Here is a 16,690-nt window from a genome sequence, read left to right on the forward strand (position 1 = left end):
TTTCAACCCGTCCAGCGTCGGCAGTTGCCGGTCTCAAGTCAAGAAGCAGCGAAGAAGCGATTGATACAGTGTGCAACAGCGCTCGCACCCTGCTGGTCATCCAGGTGCAGATGATGACCACCTTCAAGCTGCACGACGTCGAAAGGCAGTCCGGACAGCACAAGCTGGTTTTTCGCCAGCATACCGCCCGCAGCGACCAGCAGTTGCGTCGGGCAACGGATAGCATTGACGAAAGACATTGCCTGCTGATGCGTGAGACGTATCGCAGACGGCAAGGTCAGGCGACTGTCGCTGCGCCAGGTATAGCCGCCGGGTACCGGCATCAGGCCGCGCTGCGCGAGTAATTCTGCAGCCTCGCGACTGACCGGAACGGTGCCTTTCATTCGCGCCTGGACAGCGCGTTGTAGATCTTCGTAAACCGGCTTTTTCTTGCCCGACAGCCTGAGCTGTGCCTGCATGGCCGAGCCCATGCGCTCGGCAGCGGATTCGGGGTCACTGGTCAAGGGAATCAAACCATCGATCAGTGCCAGCCGCGTGATGCGCTCCGGCAACGACCCGGCCAGCAATACCGAAATGATCGCGCCCAGCGAATGTCCCATCAGGGCGAAGCGCGGCCAGCCCAATTGCTCGGCGACCTGCAGCACATCAAACACATAGTCGGCCAGCGCATAGGACGCCCCGGCAGGCCGATGCTCTGAATGACCATGCCCGGCCAGATCAAGCGCCACAATGCGCAGGCCCTCCAGTTGCGGTGCCAGACGGGCAAAGCTGTTGGCGTTGTCGAGCCAGCCATGCAGGGCAATCACCGGCTGGCCGTCCTCGGGGCCGTAAAGATGCGCCGCCAGTTCGATATGGCCCAGATTGAAACGCACCTCCTCCACGGTAAACGTCACGCCGTCCCCCTTGAGGCGCTGCGCGCGTCCCAGCGAGCCAGCAGCGCCTTGAGCAGCAATGCGGTTTCATCCGGTCGTTCAAGGGGAAACATGTGCCCTCCGGGCATGGACAGGTATTCGCCTTCGCGCATGCGTCGGGCCAGATAACCATGATGAGGCATGATCACCCGGCTGTGTTTGCCGCGCACCATGGCCAGCGGCACCTTGAGTTGCCGTGACGGCATTGGGCTGGTGTGCGGGATACTGCGGTAGATGCTGATCTCGGTCGCCGGGTCGAAACGCAGACGCCACTGCCCGCCGTCTTCGCGCAGACCATGTTGCAGGTAGGCGGTCAGGCAGTCGGGATCGAAGCGGCTGAACAGGGTCTTGCCCGCGAAGTAGGCGCGTGCCGACTGCAGATCGTCAAACGCCTCACGCCGGCCCAGGGTGCGACCCGCTGGCGTGATGCGGTCGATAAAACCCAGCCGCTTGGCAGCGCGTATGACTAACTGATCAGCCAGCCCCAGGACCGGTGAGTCGAGCATCACCACGCCCCGATAGAGTTCCGGGCAGCGCAATGCGGCATGCAGGTGCAACACGCCGCCGAGCGAGTGCCCTACCCCCCACACCGGGCCCGGCTGCTCACGCAGATGGTGGAGCAACTCATCGACCAGATTCAGCCAGTTGTCATCTACCGGAAAACGCGGATCATGGGCGTGTTGCTCAAGATGAGCCACCGAATACTCCGGTGCCAGCGCGCAAAACAGCTTGTTGTACGTCGCTGAAGGGAAGCCATTGGCGTGAGCAAAGAACACGGGTTGCGACATGCCAATACTTCCATGAGCGGGCGAGTCACGATTGTGCCAAGTTGCTTCGCAGATCGGCAATGACTGGAACCGCCATCGCAGGTGTCACTCCGGCCATCAGGATTACCCGATACGGCGGTCGGAGCGGCGTGAAGGCCTATAAAGCTTGGGTAAAACGGTCCAGACAAGCCTTTATATAGGCGACCTGAAAACCAAAAGACTGTTTGGCAAGGGCCTTGGCCTCAGCAGAGGGCTTGGCCTTTCTGAAATCCAGGATGGCTAACTGCATGGCTTGTACTGCGACATCCGACAACGGCTGGAACAGCGCGAGGGCACCATTGTCGGGAAACTGGACCTTCAGCTTGTCGAACAGCATGTCGGCATCATCACGCAAGGCCATGAACTCGGCTGAGGTCATCAGGTTATCCGCATAGACCGACTTCAAGCGCTTTTCCAGATTCAATTCACCGTGTTGCGGTGGAGCCTTGGCAGCAGGCGGAGTTGCAGCAGATATCGGTTGACCGGTGAGTATTCCGCCAAAGGGCGGTGAACTGCCCGGCAAAGCAGGCGTTTCAGACGCAACCGTGTGTTCAGGCGCAGGGCTCTCTCCGGGTGAGGCTGGCTTTTCTTCGGTCATTATCAATCCTCCTGAGAATGAGTGCTCCTTCCAGGGAACACTCAAACACTAAGAGAAAAGATACCCTCTCACAACGGCCAAACCGGACCTGAGAATGCGTCCGTAATAGCTGAAAACACTCAATTGACTGGAGGCTCTTTGCCATGCGGTACAACGGCCACCGTCAAGCGCGAAATGCAGCTTGGCTTGCCTTCGTCGTTGCTGATACGGATGTCCCACACATGCGTGGTCCGGCCTATATGCACGGGCCTGACCACACCGGTGACACGGCCGGCACGCACACCGCGCAAATGGTTGGCGTTGACCTCCAGCCCGACGCAAAAGTACTTGCTCGGGTCGACTATCAGATAACTGGCCATCGATCCCAGCGACTCGGCCAGGACCACGGATGCGCCGCCGTGCAGCAGTCCGAAAGGCTGGTGGGTACGTTGATCGACCACCATGCTGGCCGTAAGGGAATCATCGGTGAAAGACTCGAAGCGAATGTCCAGCACCTCGCCAATGGTGTTCTTTTGAGCCGCCATGAGGGCTTCGATATCGGGAGCCTGACGCCATATGCTCATGCTAAATCCTTTTTCCGGAAGAGCCGCATTCGCGGCGGTCATTCATTGCTCGCACAGACCGTTCAGACGTGCCTGACGCTGTTGAGGCGCATCCCGCCTGCCACTAAGAACTCGCCTTCCAACTCGGCAAGACTGGCCGTGCTCATCGGCTCGGCCTGCTGCGGGCTGCCGTGCGCCAGTACCCCGATCAGTTCGCCCACCAGAGGCTGATGGCTGACCAGCAGCACTTCGTCGACACCCAGCTTGTCCAGTTGCGCCAGCACCTCACGCGGGCTGCTGTCGGGTGTAAGCCAGAGCGCGGTGACGATCGAGTCATCGAATGCCAACGACTGACGCACCAGCTCGGCAGTCTGTTGTGCTCGCACGTAGGGACTTGCGATGATCCGTTGCACGGGCTTGTCTGTCAGGTGCAGCGCACTTTTCAGCACTTCCTCACGTCCGTGTGCAGTCAACTCGCGTTCGGCATCACTGCGCGCCCGCGACTGCGCTTCGCCATGACGCAGTACCCAAACCTTCATGGCCTTGGCTCCTCATCGCGCACCGGCTGGGCCGCTGACGGGACATGATGGGCCGCCTCGCCTTCGGGCGCGCGCGGCGCTGGCCAGTCTCCGAAAGGCCAGGGTTTGTGGTCGCTGTGAAAGGTGCCGAAACGACCGATCTGCGCCAGGTACTGGCTGATGCTGTCGCCGAAGTTCATCAGGCCGCCATTCGGCGCGCCGTAAATCAGGCGATAGACCAATTGCACCAGCACCACGCCCGCCAGAATGATTTGCGCGACGTGCCATACACCCAGAAACAGCAGCATCCACAGAATGCGCAGCAGGATCGATTCGTTGTGCTGGATTTTCGATTCGTTCAAGACCTTCTCCTGATCAGACTGAATTCAATTAAAGCCGGTAATCGAAATGAAATCGACGTCCGTCTTGGGCTCGGCCCGCATCAGTGCCTCGATGACCTGGCTGAGCGTACGGCCTTCAAAAAGAATCGCATGCAGCCCGGCGACCAACGGCATGTAGACCTGCACTTCCTGCGCCTTGACCTTGAGCACCTTGAGGGTGTTCACGCCCTCGGCCACCTCGCCCAGGCGGGTGACCGCTTCATCCAGCGTCAACCCCTGGCCCAGCGCAAAGCCGACCTGATAGTTGCGGCTTTTCGGCGAGGAGCAGGTGACGATGAGATCGCCCACCCCAGCCAGGCCGAGAAAGGTCATCGGGTTGGCGCCCTGGCTGACCGCAAAACGGGTCATTTCCGCCAGCGCCCGGGTGATCAGCATGCTCTTGGTGTTTTCGCCCATGTCCAGCGCCACCGCCATCCCGGCAATAATCGCGTAGACGTTCTTCAGTGCCCCGCCCAGCTCGACACCAAAGCGGTCATTGCTGGCATAGACGCGAAAGGTGCGCCCGTGCAATGCAGCCTGAACCGCCTGACACAGCGCTTCGTCTTCACTGGCAACCACTGTTGCAGTCAACGCATGCTCCGCGATTTCCCGCGCCAGGTTGGGCCCGGACAACACGCCGATACGCGCCTGCGGGACGATCTCTTCGAGGATCTGACTCATCAGCTTGAAGCTATGCGCTTCAATTCCCTTGGTCAGGCTCACCAGCATCTTGCCATTGAGGCGCTCGACGTGAGGCGACAGCACCGAGCGCAGGGCACTCGATGGCAAGGCGACGAAGATCAGTTCGCTGGCGTCGAGCACAGTCGTCAGGTCGGTGACCGGCTCGACTTCAGGACGAATCTTGATACCCTTGAGGTAACGGGGGTTTTCACGATTGACGCGAATGGCCTCAGCCTGCTCCGGATCGCGCATCCACTGACGAACCTGATGGCCGTTCTCGGCCAGCAGATTGGCAATGGCCGTACCGAAGCTGCCACCGCCAAGCACCGCGACGGGTTGCTGTGTGGTCATAAAACTATCCATCCAGAGCCATTCAAGTGGCGATGCCGTCATTATACGGAGCAACACGTTATCAGCCAGCGACAAAGCTGATCTGTTATGCACGCAGGATGGCATCCATCAACAAGTTCGCTGGAAACACGCGCCATCTCGGTTAACATGCGCGCACAGCATGAATCATCACGAATCGGCCCTGCCTTGTGCAGCCGGAGCGATTCGCGACCACCGGGCGAACAGGCATGGACGCATCAATCGAACCACCTCCGCAGTGCGTTGCGCGCGAGGCCCACAGTCGATGAAGTTTCGGCATTGGGACATCAATACCCGCACACAGATCATCAGCCTTGGCCCTGCCCTGTTGCTGACAGCTCTGTTGATCAGCTTTTTTACGTTCGTACGTATTCAGGACCTGCGTCAGGAGCTCAATCACACCGGGCAACTGATCGCCAATCAGCTGGCGACTGCGGTCGAGCCAGGCGTGACCTCGGGCGATATCGAAGGGCTCAAGGCGTTGATGCGCGCCACCTTGTCCATGCCCAGCGTTCGCTATGTGGAAATTCAGGACAGCTCCAACACCGCCGTAATCTACATAGACCAGCCGCGCGAAAACGAGCAGCAGACCCGGCAGATGGAAGTGTTTCTGGCCCCCGTTCAGCCGCAGCGCACCACCATTCATGGCAATCCAGGCATCCCCGCCGCAGGGAAAAGCCAACCCGCGCAGGGCGCTTCACAGAGTTATCTGGGCCGGGTGCTGGTAGGTATGTCCAGCGAAGCATTCAGCCGACGTCAGCAAGAGATCCTGCTCAAGGCTGGCGTCCTGGCGATGGTGGCCTTGCTGTTCGCCTTTCTGCTGGCGCGCAGCCTGGCCTTGAGCCTGTCCAGACCCATCAGCGCTATGGGCGAAGCCCTCAAGGCGATTCAACAGGGCGATTACCACACGCCCATGCCGGTCAGCGATGATGCCGAGCTGGGTGCGCTGGCGCGGCACATCAACAACCTGGCGGAGAACCTGCACCGTGCCAGCCTCGAGCAGCAACGCTCGGTGGCACAACTGATCCAGACCCGGGAAGAAGCCGAACAGGCCAACCGCGCCAAATCGGATTTTCTGGCCATGATGAGTCACGAACTGCGTACGCCCATGAACGGTGTACTGGGCATGCTGCAGTTGCTCGAAACCACGCAGATGACCCACGAGCAGAGCGAGTACGCAACGCTGGCGACCGAATCCACCGAGCATCTGCTGCGGGTCATCAACGACATCCTCGATTTTTCCCGCATCGAGCGCGATGCCCTGCAAATGGAAGGCATACCGTTCAACCTGGCTGAACTGGTCAGCGCCTCGACCCACGCCTTCAACCACAGTGCCGCGCAACGCAAGCTGCTGTTGGAACGGCACATTCAGCCAGGTCTTGAGGCGATAAACGTCATAGGCGACCCGACACGCATTCGCCAGATTCTGGTGAACCTGATCGGCAACGCGCTTAAATTCACCGAGCAAGGCAAGGTCTGCGTCGACGCCAGGTGGGCAATGCTCGACGATGAGCGGCTGCACTTTACCTGCGCGGTTCAGGACAGCGGCATCGGTATCGACGCCGAGCGACTGGAATCGATGTTCGATGCGTTCAAGCAGGCCGACAGCTCGATTTCCAGACGTTACGGCGGCACGGGGCTGGGGCTGCCGATTGCGCGGACCCTGGCCGAACGCATGGGCGGCACCTTGCACGCCGAAAGCGCGGAAGGTTCGGGCTCGCTGTTCACACTGCAGATCCCCCTGCCCGTCTCGCGCGACGCTTCGGTGGATATTGCCAAGCCACTGTCGATACTCGATGCTCATGGCCGGGAGCGCAGCATTCTGCTGGTCGAAGACAACCCTGTGAACCGCACGGTGGTGCAGGCCATGTTGCGTAATCTGGGGTGCGAGGTCGACATCGCTGTCGACGGTGCCGAAGCGGTGGCGAAGGCAAGCGCAGGCAACCACGCGCTGATTCTCATGGATTGCCGACTGCCGGTCATGGATGGCTATGAGGCCACCCGTCGAATCAGGCAACTTTCCGGGCTGGAGCGAATCCCAATCATTGCCCTGACGGCCAACGCGTTACAGGGTGATCGGGACGCCTGCTTGCAGGCAGGAATGGATGATTACCTGCCCAAACCCTTCAAACATGCTGATTTACAGCAGGTTTTACAGCGCTGGCTGTCCTTTGAAGCACCTGTGACTGGCGATAAATGTTAAATTGCGGCAGTCTTGGCATCCAGATCGGCCAGCAAAATCGGCTGAATGACAAAATTCAGTGTACAGGTGTACCTTGATTTCACCTGCGCTGTGACTTTCATTACAACGCAACAGTCTATGAGTAGGCTGCCGGACAGGGTCCTGGCGAAAATAACACGCCAGAACTGGCGTTCGGGCCAGTGGCGCCACAACCTGCCGCACAAGATTATTGAGGAGCTCGCATGACCAAACAACACGCCTTTACCCGGGAAGACCTGCTGCGCTGCAGTCGTGGCGAGCTGTTCGGCCCAGGTAATGCGCAACTGCCCGCCCCCAACATGCTGATGGTTGATCGCATCACGCACATCAGTGATGAGGGCGGCAAGTTCGGCAAGGGTGAGTTGGTCGCCGAACTGGATATCAATCCGGACCTGTGGTTCTTTGCCTGCCACTTCGAAGGTGATCCGGTCATGCCTGGATGCCTGGGCCTCGACGCCATGTGGCAGTTGGTCGGTTTCTATCTTGGCTGGCAGGGCAACCCCGGCCGTGGTCGTGCCCTGGGTTCAGGCGAAGTGAAGTTTTTCGGTCAGGTGCTGCCTACCGCCAAGAAGGTCACTTACAACATCCACATCAAGCGCGTCCTGAAGGGCAAACTGAACCTGGCCATCGCCGACGGTTCGGTCAGTGTCGACGGTCGCGAAATCTATACCGCCGAAGGCCTCCGGGTCGGCGTGTTCACTTCCACTGAAAATTTCTAAGGGTACTCGCATGCGCCGCGTCGTTATCACTGGTCTGGGTATTGTTTCCTGCTTGGGCAATGACAAAGACACCGTCACCGCTAACCTGCGTGCTAACCGCCCTGGCATCCGCTTCAACCCGGAATATGCCGAAATGGGTCTGCGCAGCCAGGTTTCCGGCTCCATCGACCTGAACCTGGAAGAGCTGATCGATCGCAAGATCTTCCGTTTCGTCGGCCATGCGGCAGCCTATGCCTACCTGGCGATGAAAGACGCCATCACCGATTCGGGCCTGACCGACGAGCAGGTTTCCAACGTGCGTACCGGTTTGATCGCCGGCAGCGGCGGCGCCTCGACCCTGAACCAGATGGAAGCGCTGGACACCCTGCGCGAGAAAGGCGTCAAGCGCGTCGGCCCGTACCGCGTCACGCGGACCATGGGCAGCACCGTTTCGGCCTGCCTGGCCACGCCGTTCAAGATCAAGGGTGTGAACTACTCCATCTCGTCCGCCTGCGCCACCAGCGCACACTGCATCGGCAACGCTGTCGAGCAGATCCAGCTGGGCAAGCAGGACATCGTCTTTGCCGGTGGCGGCGAAGAAGAGCACTGGAGCCAGTCGTTCCTGTTCGACGCGATGGGTGCACTGTCCACCCAGTACAACGAAACGCCGGAAAAAGCCTCGCGTGCCTACGACGCCAAGCGTGACGGTTTCGTCATTGCCGGTGGCGGCGGCATGGTCGTTGTCGAAGAACTCGAACACGCTCTGGCGCGTGGCGCGAAGATCTACGCAGAGATCGTCGGCTACGGCGCGACCTCCGATGGCTACGACATGGTCGCACCAAGCGGTGAAGGCGCCATTCGTTGCATGAAGATGGCGCTGGGCGACATCGATTCGGGTGCCATTGACTACATCAACACCCACGGCACCTCGACTCCGGTCGGCGACGCCAAGGAGATGGAAGGCGTGCGCGAAGTATTCGGCGCCAACGCTCCGGCGATCAGCTCCACCAAGAGCCTGTCGGGCCACTCGCTGGGCGCCGCAGGTGTCCACGAAGCGATCTACTGCCTGTTGATGATGGAAAACAACTTCATCGCAGGTTCGGCCAACATCGACGAACTGGACCCGGTGGTTGCCGACATGCCTATCCTGCTCAAGACTAAGGAAGATGCGAAGATCGATCTGGTCATGAGCAACAGCTTCGGCTTCGGCGGCACCAACGCCACGCTGGTCTTGAAGCGCTGGGCGGGCAAGTAATACCGCTTTTGCGACAAACAAAGAAGGCGCCTTTCGAGGCGCCTTTTTTGTGAATGGGGAAAAGTGGCTGGTGTTCTCCGGTATGCCCACGCGGAGCATGGGCACGATAGTGTTCTCCGGCACGCCCTAAGCGCGATAGGTATTCATTCAGCCGAACACTTCTTTCAGCAAATCATGCATCGACTTGAACGCGCGGTTCGACACTTTGGCGTCGTACATCATCATGCCCGGCACGTTGGCGTGCGGATCTGTGAAGGAGTGGAATGCACCACCGTAGCTGTACAGTTGCCAGTCCACGCCAGCGGCATTCATCTCGTCTTCGAAAGCCGGCAGTTGCTCTTTCGGCACCAACGGGTCAGAAGCACCGTGCAGGACCAGCACCGAGCCCTTGATGTTTTTGGCGTCAGCCGGGTTAGGCGTATCCAGCGTGCCGTGGAAGGAAATCGCGGCTTTCAGTTCAGCACCGGTACGCGCAAGCTCCAGAGAGCAGCAGCCGCCGAAGCAGAAGCCGAAGGTTGCGATTCTGCTTGAGTCCAGAGCCACATCCCCCTGGCTCAACAACTGGTCGAGTCCTGCCTGCATACGCTTGCGCAGCAGGCTGCGATCGTTCTTGAGCGGCGTCATGGCAGCGCCCGCCTCGTCATTGTTACCGGGGCGAATCTGCTGACCATACAGGTCAGCCAGCAACACGACATAGCCCTCGGCTGCTACCGCTTTGGCGATGTCTTCGGCGCCCTTGCTGACGCCCATCCAGTTGGGCGCCATCAACAGACCTGGCTGTGCAGCAGTAGCATGGGTGTCGTACACCAGACGGCTTTCATAGGGCTGACCATCAATCTGATAGACCACAGAACGAATTTCGATATTGCTGCTCATTACTGACTCCTGATCGTTGGAGAGATGAAAGACGTGTCGCGGGAACTGAAACAAAAAACCCGCCGAGGCGGGTTTCTTGTCAACCGGCTATCAAACCGACAGTTCTACCAGCAACTTGTTCAGACGGCGCACGTAAGCGGCCGGATCCTTGAGGCTGTCACCGGCGGCCAGCGCGGCCTGATCGAACAGGATGTGCGACAGATCGCCGAAGCGGTCTTCGCTCTGTTCGGCATCAAGCTTGCCGATCAACGGGTGAGCCGGGTTGAATTCGAAGATAGGCTTGGAGTCTGGCACCTTCTGCCCGCTGGCCTCCAGAATCTGACGCATTTGCAGCCCCATATCCTGCTCGCCAATGGCCAGAATCGCAGGCGAATCGGTCAGACGATGGGAAACCCGCACTTCGCTCACCGACTCACCCAGCGCGGCTTTCAGGCGCTCGATCAGACCTTCCTTGTCCTTGGCGATCTCTTCCTGAGCCTTCTTGTCCTCTTCGGAGTCAAGATTGCCCAGATCCAGGTCACCACGCGCCACATCCACAAAGCCCTTGCCATCGAAGTCGCTCAGGTAGCTCATCAGCCACTCGTCGATACGATCGGTGAGCAGCAGCACTTCGATGCCCTTCTTGCGGAAGACCTCAAGGTGCGGGCTGTTCTTGACCTGTGCGTAGGATTCGCCAGTGAGGTAGTAAATCTTGTCCTGACCTTCCTTGGCACGCGCCAGGTACTCGGCCAGAGAAACGCTCTGTTCGCCGCTGTCGTCGGACGTCGATGCGAAACGCAGCAGACCAGCAATTTTTTCCTTGTTGGCGAAGTCTTCTGCAGGACCTTCCTTGAGGACCTGACCAAAGTTTTTCCAGAAACCCTTGTACTTCTCGGGCTCGTTTTTCGCCAGCTTCTCCAGCATGTCCAGCACGCGCTTGGTCAACGCCGACTTCATCGAGTCGATGATAGGGTCTTTCTGCAGGATTTCGCGGGAAACGTTCAGCGACAGGTCATTGGAGTCGACCACGCCCTTGACGAAGCGCATGTACAGCGGCAGGAACGACTCTGCCTGATCCATCACGAACACGCGCTGGACGTAAAGCTTGAGGCCACGCGGGGCTTCACGCTGATACAGATCGAACGGCGCACGCGCAGGCACGTACAGCAGCGAGGTGTATTCCAGCTTGCCTTCGACTTTGTTATGGCTCCAGCTCAGCGGGTTCTCGTAGTCGTGCGCGACATGCTTGTAGAACTCCTGATACTCCTCGTCCTTCACCTCGGTGCGCGGACGGGTCCAGAGTGCGCTGGCGCGGTTGACGGTTTCCCACTCCAGCGCCGGCGCCTCCTCGCCTTCGGCTGCCGGAGCCTGCTCTTTGGGCAGTTCGATCGGCAAGGCGATATGGTCGGAGTATTTCTTGATGATGTTACGCAGGCGGTAGCCGTCAGCGAATTCCTCTTCACCGTTTTTCAGGTGCAGAACAATGCGGGTGCCACGATCAGCCTTGTCGACGGTGGCAACTTCGAACTCGCCTTCGCCCTTGGAGGACCAGTGCACGCCTTCGCTCGCTGGCGTGCCGGCACGGCGGCTGAACACTTCGACCTGATCGGCTACGATGAACGCCGAGTAGAAGCCCACGCCGAACTGACCGATCAGGTGTGAGTCCTTCTTCTGGTCGCCCGACAGGTTTTTCATGAAATCAGCGGTGCCGGACTTGGCGATCGTGCCCAGGTGGGTGATCACGTCTTCACGGCTCATACCGATGCCGTTGTCTTCAAGCGTAACGGTCTTCGCGTCCTTGTCGAAGCTCACACGAATTTTCAGCTCCGCGCCGCCTTCCAGCAACTCGGGCGTGGACAACGCTTCAAAACGCAATTTGTCGACCGCGTCAGACGCGTTCGAGATCAATTCGCGAAGGAAAATTTCCTTGTTGGAATACAGCGAATGGATCATGAGGTGCAGCAGTTGCTTTACCTCGGTCTGGAAGCCCAGGGTTTCCTTTTGAGTTTCCACACTCATAATCATCAAACTCCGATCTGGATGGTATAAGCCGTCACGGTCAGGCAGCAGCCTGTGTGACAGCGGGTAGTCATCAAGGTGGGGGCTGGGTCGGGGATTTCAAGAGCCAATGATGCGTGGAGCATGTTTCGTGCACCGGTCACAAGGCGAACCGGCTTGCTCGGCGCTCACCGGAAAGGCTCATGATCGGCCCGGTTTCATGAGTGTGTAACGGCCGTGCAACAGCGCTCCCCATTATTGTCGTCACGGGTGGAACTTAACTCGCGGGGGCAGGCTCTTAGGCTCGTGAATACTTAATAAGGAGAAACACCCCATGCGTAAATCTTTAGCCTATGCCTTGATGCTTTCTGCCACCCTGGGCCTTGCCGCCTGTGACAAAAAGTCCGAAAACACTCAGCAAGATGCCAACAAGGCAGCTCAGCAGTCCCAGGAGTCGATGGAAAAGGCTCAGGAAAAAGTGAATGACGCGGCCAAGGAAAGCCAGGAAGCCGCTCAGGAGAACGCTGAAGCCGCTCAGCAGCGCGCCAATGAAAACGCCGACAAGGCGCCAGAAGCAGCACCAGCCACCAAGTAAGGCTGATACGCTCGCAGAACTAAAAAGGCCCGCATATAGCGGGCCTTTTCATGCAACACGGTTTTTCCTGCGCAATCGTCTAACGCACGGCCTTCAAGCCAGCGCTTCGCTACGCTTGCCCATGGCCCTGTCGACCACCACCGCGACCGCCAGCGTGACAACAGCAGGCACCAGCCACGCGAGACCCTGATCACCCAGCGGCAGATGGCTCAGAACATCGGGCAGCGCGTCGGCGAAACCGGCGCCCTTCAGCGCATCGATCAGGCCAAACACCAGCGAAACCAGCATCACAGGTGCCACTACGCGTCCCTGGCTCCGCCAGAGCTCCTTGCAGAAGCTCAGCGCGACCAGAACGATGCACGGCGGATAAATCGCCGTGAGCACCGGAATCGAAAACTGGATCAGTTTGGTCAACCCGAGATTGGACACCAGCAGCGAGAACACGGCGAGGATAATCACCAGCGTTCTGTAGGACAGCGGCAGCACCTTGGTAAAGTATTCGGCGCAGGCACAGGTAAGGCCTACTGCAGTGACCAGACACGCCAGGGAAATCAGCACGGCAAGGAACCCGCTGCCCAGCGAACCGAAGGTGTGTTGCACGTAGGCATGCAGAACCGCTGCGCCATTGCTCGCACCGGCCGCCACGGCGTGGCTGCCGGAACCAAGGCGAAACAGACTGACATACACCAGCGCCAACCCCACCCCGGCGATCAGCCCGGCAATGATCGCGTAGCGAGTGATCAGACGGGGCGATTCGACACCGCGAGAGCGGATCGCATTGACGATAACGATACCGAAGACCAGCGCCCCCAGCGTATCCATGGTCAGGTAACCATTGATGAACCCCTGGGAAAACGGTGCTGCGGCGTACGCGGGCTCCGCCTCCCCTATTCCGCCCGCCGGCAAGGCGAATGCCGCAATGCCCAGAACCGCCAGCGCAATGATCTTCAGCGGCGCCAGAAAGCGTCCGACGGTATCGAGCAAGCGCCCCGGGTACAGCGAAACCCAGAACACCACCAGAAAATACACCAGGCTGTAGAGAAACAATGCCATCGGGGTGTCGCCGGTCAGAGGCGCCAGGCCGACTTCGAACGATACCGTGGCGGTACGTGGCGTGGCGAACAACGGACCGACCGCCAGATAGCAGACGGCAGCGAGCGCCCCGCCAGCGATCTTGCCAATCGGACTGCTCAGGGCATCCATCGCGCCGCCGACCCTGGCCAGAGCAATCACGGTAATGACCGGCAAGCCAACCGCAGTGACCAGAAAGCCCAGCGCCGCCATCCACACATGCGGCCCGGCTTGCAGGCCGACTATAGGGGGAAAGATGATGTTGCCAGCCCCGACGAACAGGGCAAATGTCATAAAACCGAGTGCCAGGATGTCCTGGCCTTTCAACACTTTCATTACGAGGGACCACACGGAATCGAAAAAGGGATGGGACGTCACCCATGAATGGGGCAGACGCAGCCCGTCGGCGTAAGACGTGGCAGTACCTTGCGAAACGCCCCTCGTGAGGGCAACGCAAAAACGGCGGACAGGGTAGCCAACTTCGCTCGAAAATGCACTGTCTCAGGGCGAGCCACCCGACGACGCACCCTGAACTGGCAGCTGCAAAAGCCGCTGTAAAACGAGAAATGCCTGACAGACCAACCGTTTCCTGACAGATAGATTGGGCCTCCTCTCTTTACCCGGCAGCTTATTTCCATGCCTGACATCACCCATCCGAGTGCGATACCCACCGACCCTGTATACGCCACGCCAGGTCCTGCGCCCCTTAATGAAGCGTCGTGCCGCCTGTCGCGGCGCGAAGGCATGCGCCTTGTGACCGTTCAGGAAGCACAGTTTGTTTGCGGGACCACTCAGGAACAGATATGGGAATTGACCTGTCAGGAATGGCAGATGAATAACAATCGATAGACGCAAGCAGCACAAGGACGCACCGCTGCGTTTTTCAGCGGCCCAAACAAAAGCCACCCGAAGGTGGCTTTTGTCGATTACCCGAAAAGCAAGCGAGGCTTACTTGGTCGGCCAACCGGTCAGCTCGGCCAGGGCCTTGCCGATGTCTGCCAGGGAGCGCACGGTTTTCACGCCAGCGTCCTGCAGTGCAGCGAACTTCTCGTCTGCAGTACCTTTACCACCCGAGATGATTGCACCGGCATGGCCCATGCGCTTGCCCGGAGGAGCAGTCACACCAGCGATGTAGGAAACAACCGGCTTGGTCACGTGCGCCTTGATGTAGGCAGCGGCTTCTTCTTCAGCCGAACCGCCGATCTCGCCGATCATGACGATCGCTTCGGTCTTCGGGTCTTCCTGGAACAGCTTCAGGATGTCGATGAAGTTCGAGCCCGGGATCGGGTCACCGCCGATACCGACGCAGGTGGACTGGCCGAAACCGGCGTCAGTGGTCTGCTTCACAGCTTCGTAAGTCAGGGTGCCGGAGCGCGACACGATGCCTACCTTGCCTGGCAAGTGAATATGACCTGGCATGATACCGATCTTGCACTCGCCCGGAGTGATGACGCCTGGGCAGTTAGGGCCGATCAGGACCACACCCAGCTCGTCGCACTTGACCTTGGCTTCCAGCATGTCGATGGTCGGGATGCCTTCGGTGATGCACACGATCAGCTTGATGCCGCCGAACGCTGCTTCAAGGATGGAATCCTTGCAGAAAGGAGCCGGAACGTAGATGACGCTGGCGGTTGCGCCAGTGGTGTCTACCGCTTCTTTCACAGTGTTGAACACTGGCAGGTTCAGGTGCGTGGTGCCGCCCTTGCCTGGTGTCACGCCGCCAACCATCTTGGTGCCGTAGGCAATGGCTTGCTCGGAGTGGAAGGTACCTTGCGAACCAGTGAAACCCTGGCAGATAACCTTGGTGTCTTTATTGATCAGGACGCTCATTACTTGCCCTCCGCGGCTTTGACAACTTGTTGAGCAGCGTCGGTCAGGCTGGTAGCCGCGATGATGTTCAAACCGCTTTCTGCCAGTACTTTAGCGCCCAGCTCAGCGTTGTTGCCTTCAAGGCGAACAACAACCGGGATTTTAACGCCGACTTCTTTCACTGCGCCGATGATGCCTTCGGCAATCATGTCGCAACGAACGATACCGCCGAAGATGTTGACCAGAACTGCAGCGACGTTGGCGTCGGACAGAATGATCTTGAACGCTTCGGTAACGCGTTCCTTGGTGGCACCGCCGCCAACGTCAAGGAAGTTTGCAGGCTTGCCGCCATGCAGATTGACGATGTCCATGGTACCCATGGCCAGACCGGCACCGTTGACCATGCAGCCGATGTTGCCTTCCAGCGCAACGTAGTTCAGTTCGAACTTGGCGGCGTGAGCTTCGCGAGGATCGTCCTGCGAAGGATCGTGGAAGCCCTTCAGCTTTGGCTGACGGTACATGGCGTTGGCGTCGATGTTGATCTTGGCGTCCAGGCAGTGCAGATCGCCGTCAGCCTTGATCACCAGCGGGTTCACTTCCAGCAGTGCCAGGTCATGGTCCTGGAACAGCTTGGCCAGACCGGTGAAGATCTTGGCGAACTGAGTGACCTGCTTGCCTTCCAGACCCAGCTGGAAGGCCAGATCGCGACCCTGGAACGGCTGAGCGCCAACCAGTGGATCGATGGTGGCCTTGAGAATCTTTTCAGGAGTGTCGTGCGCGATCTTCTCGATGTCCACGCCACCTTCGGTGGAAGCCATGAACACGATACGACGGCTGGAACGATCGACCACAGCGCCCAGATACAGCTCTTTGGCGATGTCGGTGCAGGACTCGACCAGGATCTTGGTCACTGGCTGACCGTTGGCGTCAGTCTGGTAAGTCACCAGGCGCTTGCCCAACCACTGTTGAGCGAACGCTGCAGCGTCTTCCTTGCTGCGAACCAGCTTTACGCCGCCCGCTTTACCGCGACCACCTGCGTGAACCTGGGCTTTGACGACCCACTCGGTCCCGCCGATCTTGTCGCAGGCTTCTGCTGCTGCTTCCGGGGTGTCTACCGCGTAACCCTTGGATACTGGCAGGCCGTACTCAGCGAACAGCTGCTTACCCTGATACTCGTGAAGATTCATGCTTATTACCGTCTTCGTTTAGGTACTGCGCATTCGGTGCTGCACGTCGGCGTGCCGCACCACCTGTGACCGCTACTCCGGGTGGACTCCGCAAGTGCCGTGGGACACTCATGAAGCCGCCTGAGAGGTCGAGTCCGGCGCAGATTCCGCGGTAAGCCCTGCTTGCAAGGCCAACGACGGGCACTGCGCCGTGGTT

16 protein-coding genes and 1 pseudogene are annotated in these 16,690 nt (G+C 59.2%); 5 read left to right on the forward strand and 12 right to left on the reverse strand.

The genetic code is table 11. From position 1 onward, the window contains the following. Positions 1 to 38: 38 nt before the first annotated feature. From BLR16_RS17290 to BLR16_RS17320, 7 genes are all read right to left on the reverse strand, one after another. A complete protein-coding gene (locus BLR16_RS17290) occupies positions 39 to 893 on the reverse strand; it encodes an alpha/beta hydrolase (RefSeq protein ID WP_072364656.1) in 855 nt (284 codons plus the stop codon). Continuing rightward, positions 890 to 1,699: an alpha/beta fold hydrolase gene (locus BLR16_RS17295; protein WP_065350102.1), complete on the reverse strand. Its 810-nt coding sequence runs from the start codon at positions 1,697 to 1,699 to the stop codon at positions 890 to 892. The genes BLR16_RS17290 and BLR16_RS17295 overlap by 4 nt, the downstream gene beginning before the upstream one ends. Positions 1,700 to 1,835: 136 nt before the next feature. Continuing rightward, positions 1,836 to 2,315: a hypothetical protein gene (locus BLR16_RS17300; RefSeq protein WP_054081894.1), complete on the reverse strand. Its 480-nt coding sequence runs from the start codon at positions 2,313 to 2,315 to the stop codon at positions 1,836 to 1,838. A gap of 119 nt (positions 2,316 to 2,434) precedes the next feature. After that, positions 2,435 to 2,878: a hotdog fold thioesterase gene (locus tag BLR16_RS17305; protein WP_003366728.1), complete on the reverse strand. Its 444-nt coding sequence runs from the start codon at positions 2,876 to 2,878 to the stop codon at positions 2,435 to 2,437. A gap of 62 nt (positions 2,879 to 2,940) precedes the next feature. After that, positions 2,941 to 3,396 carry a phosphohistidine phosphatase SixA gene (gene sixA / locus BLR16_RS17310; protein WP_003433097.1) on the reverse strand — a complete coding sequence of 152 codons (456 nt, stop codon included), beginning with the start codon at positions 3,394 to 3,396 and terminating at the stop codon, positions 2,941 to 2,943. Beyond that, complete coding sequence (locus BLR16_RS17315) at positions 3,393 to 3,737, reverse strand: DUF4389 domain-containing protein (RefSeq protein WP_003433099.1); 345 nt, start codon at positions 3,735 to 3,737, stop codon at positions 3,393 to 3,395. The genes sixA and BLR16_RS17315 overlap by 4 nt, the downstream gene beginning before the upstream one ends. A 24-nt stretch (positions 3,738 to 3,761) precedes the next feature. Further along, complete coding sequence (locus tag BLR16_RS17320; RefSeq protein WP_074808597.1) at positions 3,762 to 4,787, reverse strand: NAD(P)H-dependent glycerol-3-phosphate dehydrogenase; 1,026 nt, start codon at positions 4,785 to 4,787, stop codon at positions 3,762 to 3,764. Between the two features lie 283 nt (positions 4,788 to 5,070). Here BLR16_RS17320 and BLR16_RS17325 point away from each other — a divergent pair, with 283 nt between their 5' ends. From BLR16_RS17325 to fabB, 3 genes are all read left to right on the forward strand, one after another. Beyond that, the gene (locus BLR16_RS17325; protein WP_074808601.1) at positions 5,071 to 7,008 is read left to right on the forward strand and encodes an ATP-binding protein; all 1,938 of its coding nucleotides are present in this window, start codon (positions 5,071 to 5,073) and stop codon (positions 7,006 to 7,008) included. Between the two features lie 221 nt (positions 7,009 to 7,229). Continuing rightward, positions 7,230 to 7,745 carry a 3-hydroxyacyl-[acyl-carrier-protein] dehydratase FabA gene (gene fabA / locus BLR16_RS17330; RefSeq protein ID WP_003316569.1) on the forward strand — a complete coding sequence of 172 codons (516 nt, stop codon included), beginning with the start codon at positions 7,230 to 7,232 and terminating at the stop codon, positions 7,743 to 7,745. A 10-nt stretch (positions 7,746 to 7,755) separates the two neighbouring features. Further along, a complete protein-coding gene (gene fabB, locus BLR16_RS17335; protein WP_003433104.1) occupies positions 7,756 to 8,979 on the forward strand; it encodes a beta-ketoacyl-ACP synthase I in 1,224 nt (407 codons plus the stop codon). A 147-nt stretch (positions 8,980 to 9,126) separates the two neighbouring features. Here the strand turns inward: fabB and BLR16_RS17340 are convergent, their stop codons facing one another. Beyond that, the gene (locus tag BLR16_RS17340) at positions 9,127 to 9,855 is read right to left on the reverse strand and encodes a dienelactone hydrolase family protein (protein WP_003366714.1); all 729 of its coding nucleotides are present in this window, start codon (positions 9,853 to 9,855) and stop codon (positions 9,127 to 9,129) included. Positions 9,856 to 9,945: 90 nt separating this feature from the next. Then, on the reverse strand, positions 9,946 to 11,853 hold the full coding sequence (gene htpG / locus BLR16_RS17345) for a molecular chaperone HtpG (RefSeq protein WP_003366712.1): 1,908 nt from the start codon (positions 11,851 to 11,853) through the stop codon (positions 9,946 to 9,948). Between the two features lie 313 nt (positions 11,854 to 12,166). Between htpG and BLR16_RS17350 the strand changes: the two genes are divergently transcribed. Then, the gene (locus tag BLR16_RS17350; protein ID WP_092194440.1) at positions 12,167 to 12,427 is read left to right on the forward strand and encodes a hypothetical protein; all 261 of its coding nucleotides are present in this window, start codon (positions 12,167 to 12,169) and stop codon (positions 12,425 to 12,427) included. A 93-nt stretch (positions 12,428 to 12,520) separates the two neighbouring features. On the opposite strand, the gene brnQ is transcribed toward BLR16_RS17350, so the two are convergent. Continuing rightward, positions 12,521 to 13,834, reverse strand: coding sequence for a branched-chain amino acid transport system II carrier protein (gene brnQ / locus BLR16_RS17355; RefSeq protein WP_074808604.1), 1,314 nt, complete (start codon positions 13,832 to 13,834; stop codon positions 12,521 to 12,523). A 369-nt stretch (positions 13,835 to 14,203) separates the two neighbouring features. On the opposite strand from brnQ, the pseudogene BLR16_RS28940 reads away from it, so the two are divergent. After that, positions 14,204 to 14,347, forward strand: a pseudogene (locus tag BLR16_RS28940) (GNAT family N-acetyltransferase); the annotation flags it as partial. Between the two features lie 99 nt (positions 14,348 to 14,446). Here the strand turns inward: BLR16_RS28940 and sucD are convergent. Beyond that, a complete protein-coding gene (gene sucD / locus BLR16_RS17365; protein ID WP_003316562.1) occupies positions 14,447 to 15,328 on the reverse strand; it encodes a succinate--CoA ligase subunit alpha in 882 nt (293 codons plus the stop codon). Next, entirely contained in the window at positions 15,328 to 16,494 is a 1,167-nt protein-coding gene (gene sucC / locus BLR16_RS17370; RefSeq protein ID WP_003316561.1) for an ADP-forming succinate--CoA ligase subunit beta, read from the reverse strand. Before sucC ends, sucD begins: the two co-directional genes overlap by 1 nt. Between the last annotated feature and the right edge of the window lie 196 nt (positions 16,495 to 16,690).

It is taken from the genome of Pseudomonas sp. BS3767 (genome assembly GCF_900099665.1).
In the GTDB taxonomy this organism is placed as follows: Bacteria; Pseudomonadota; Gammaproteobacteria; order Pseudomonadales; family Pseudomonadaceae; genus Aquipseudomonas; species Aquipseudomonas cerasi.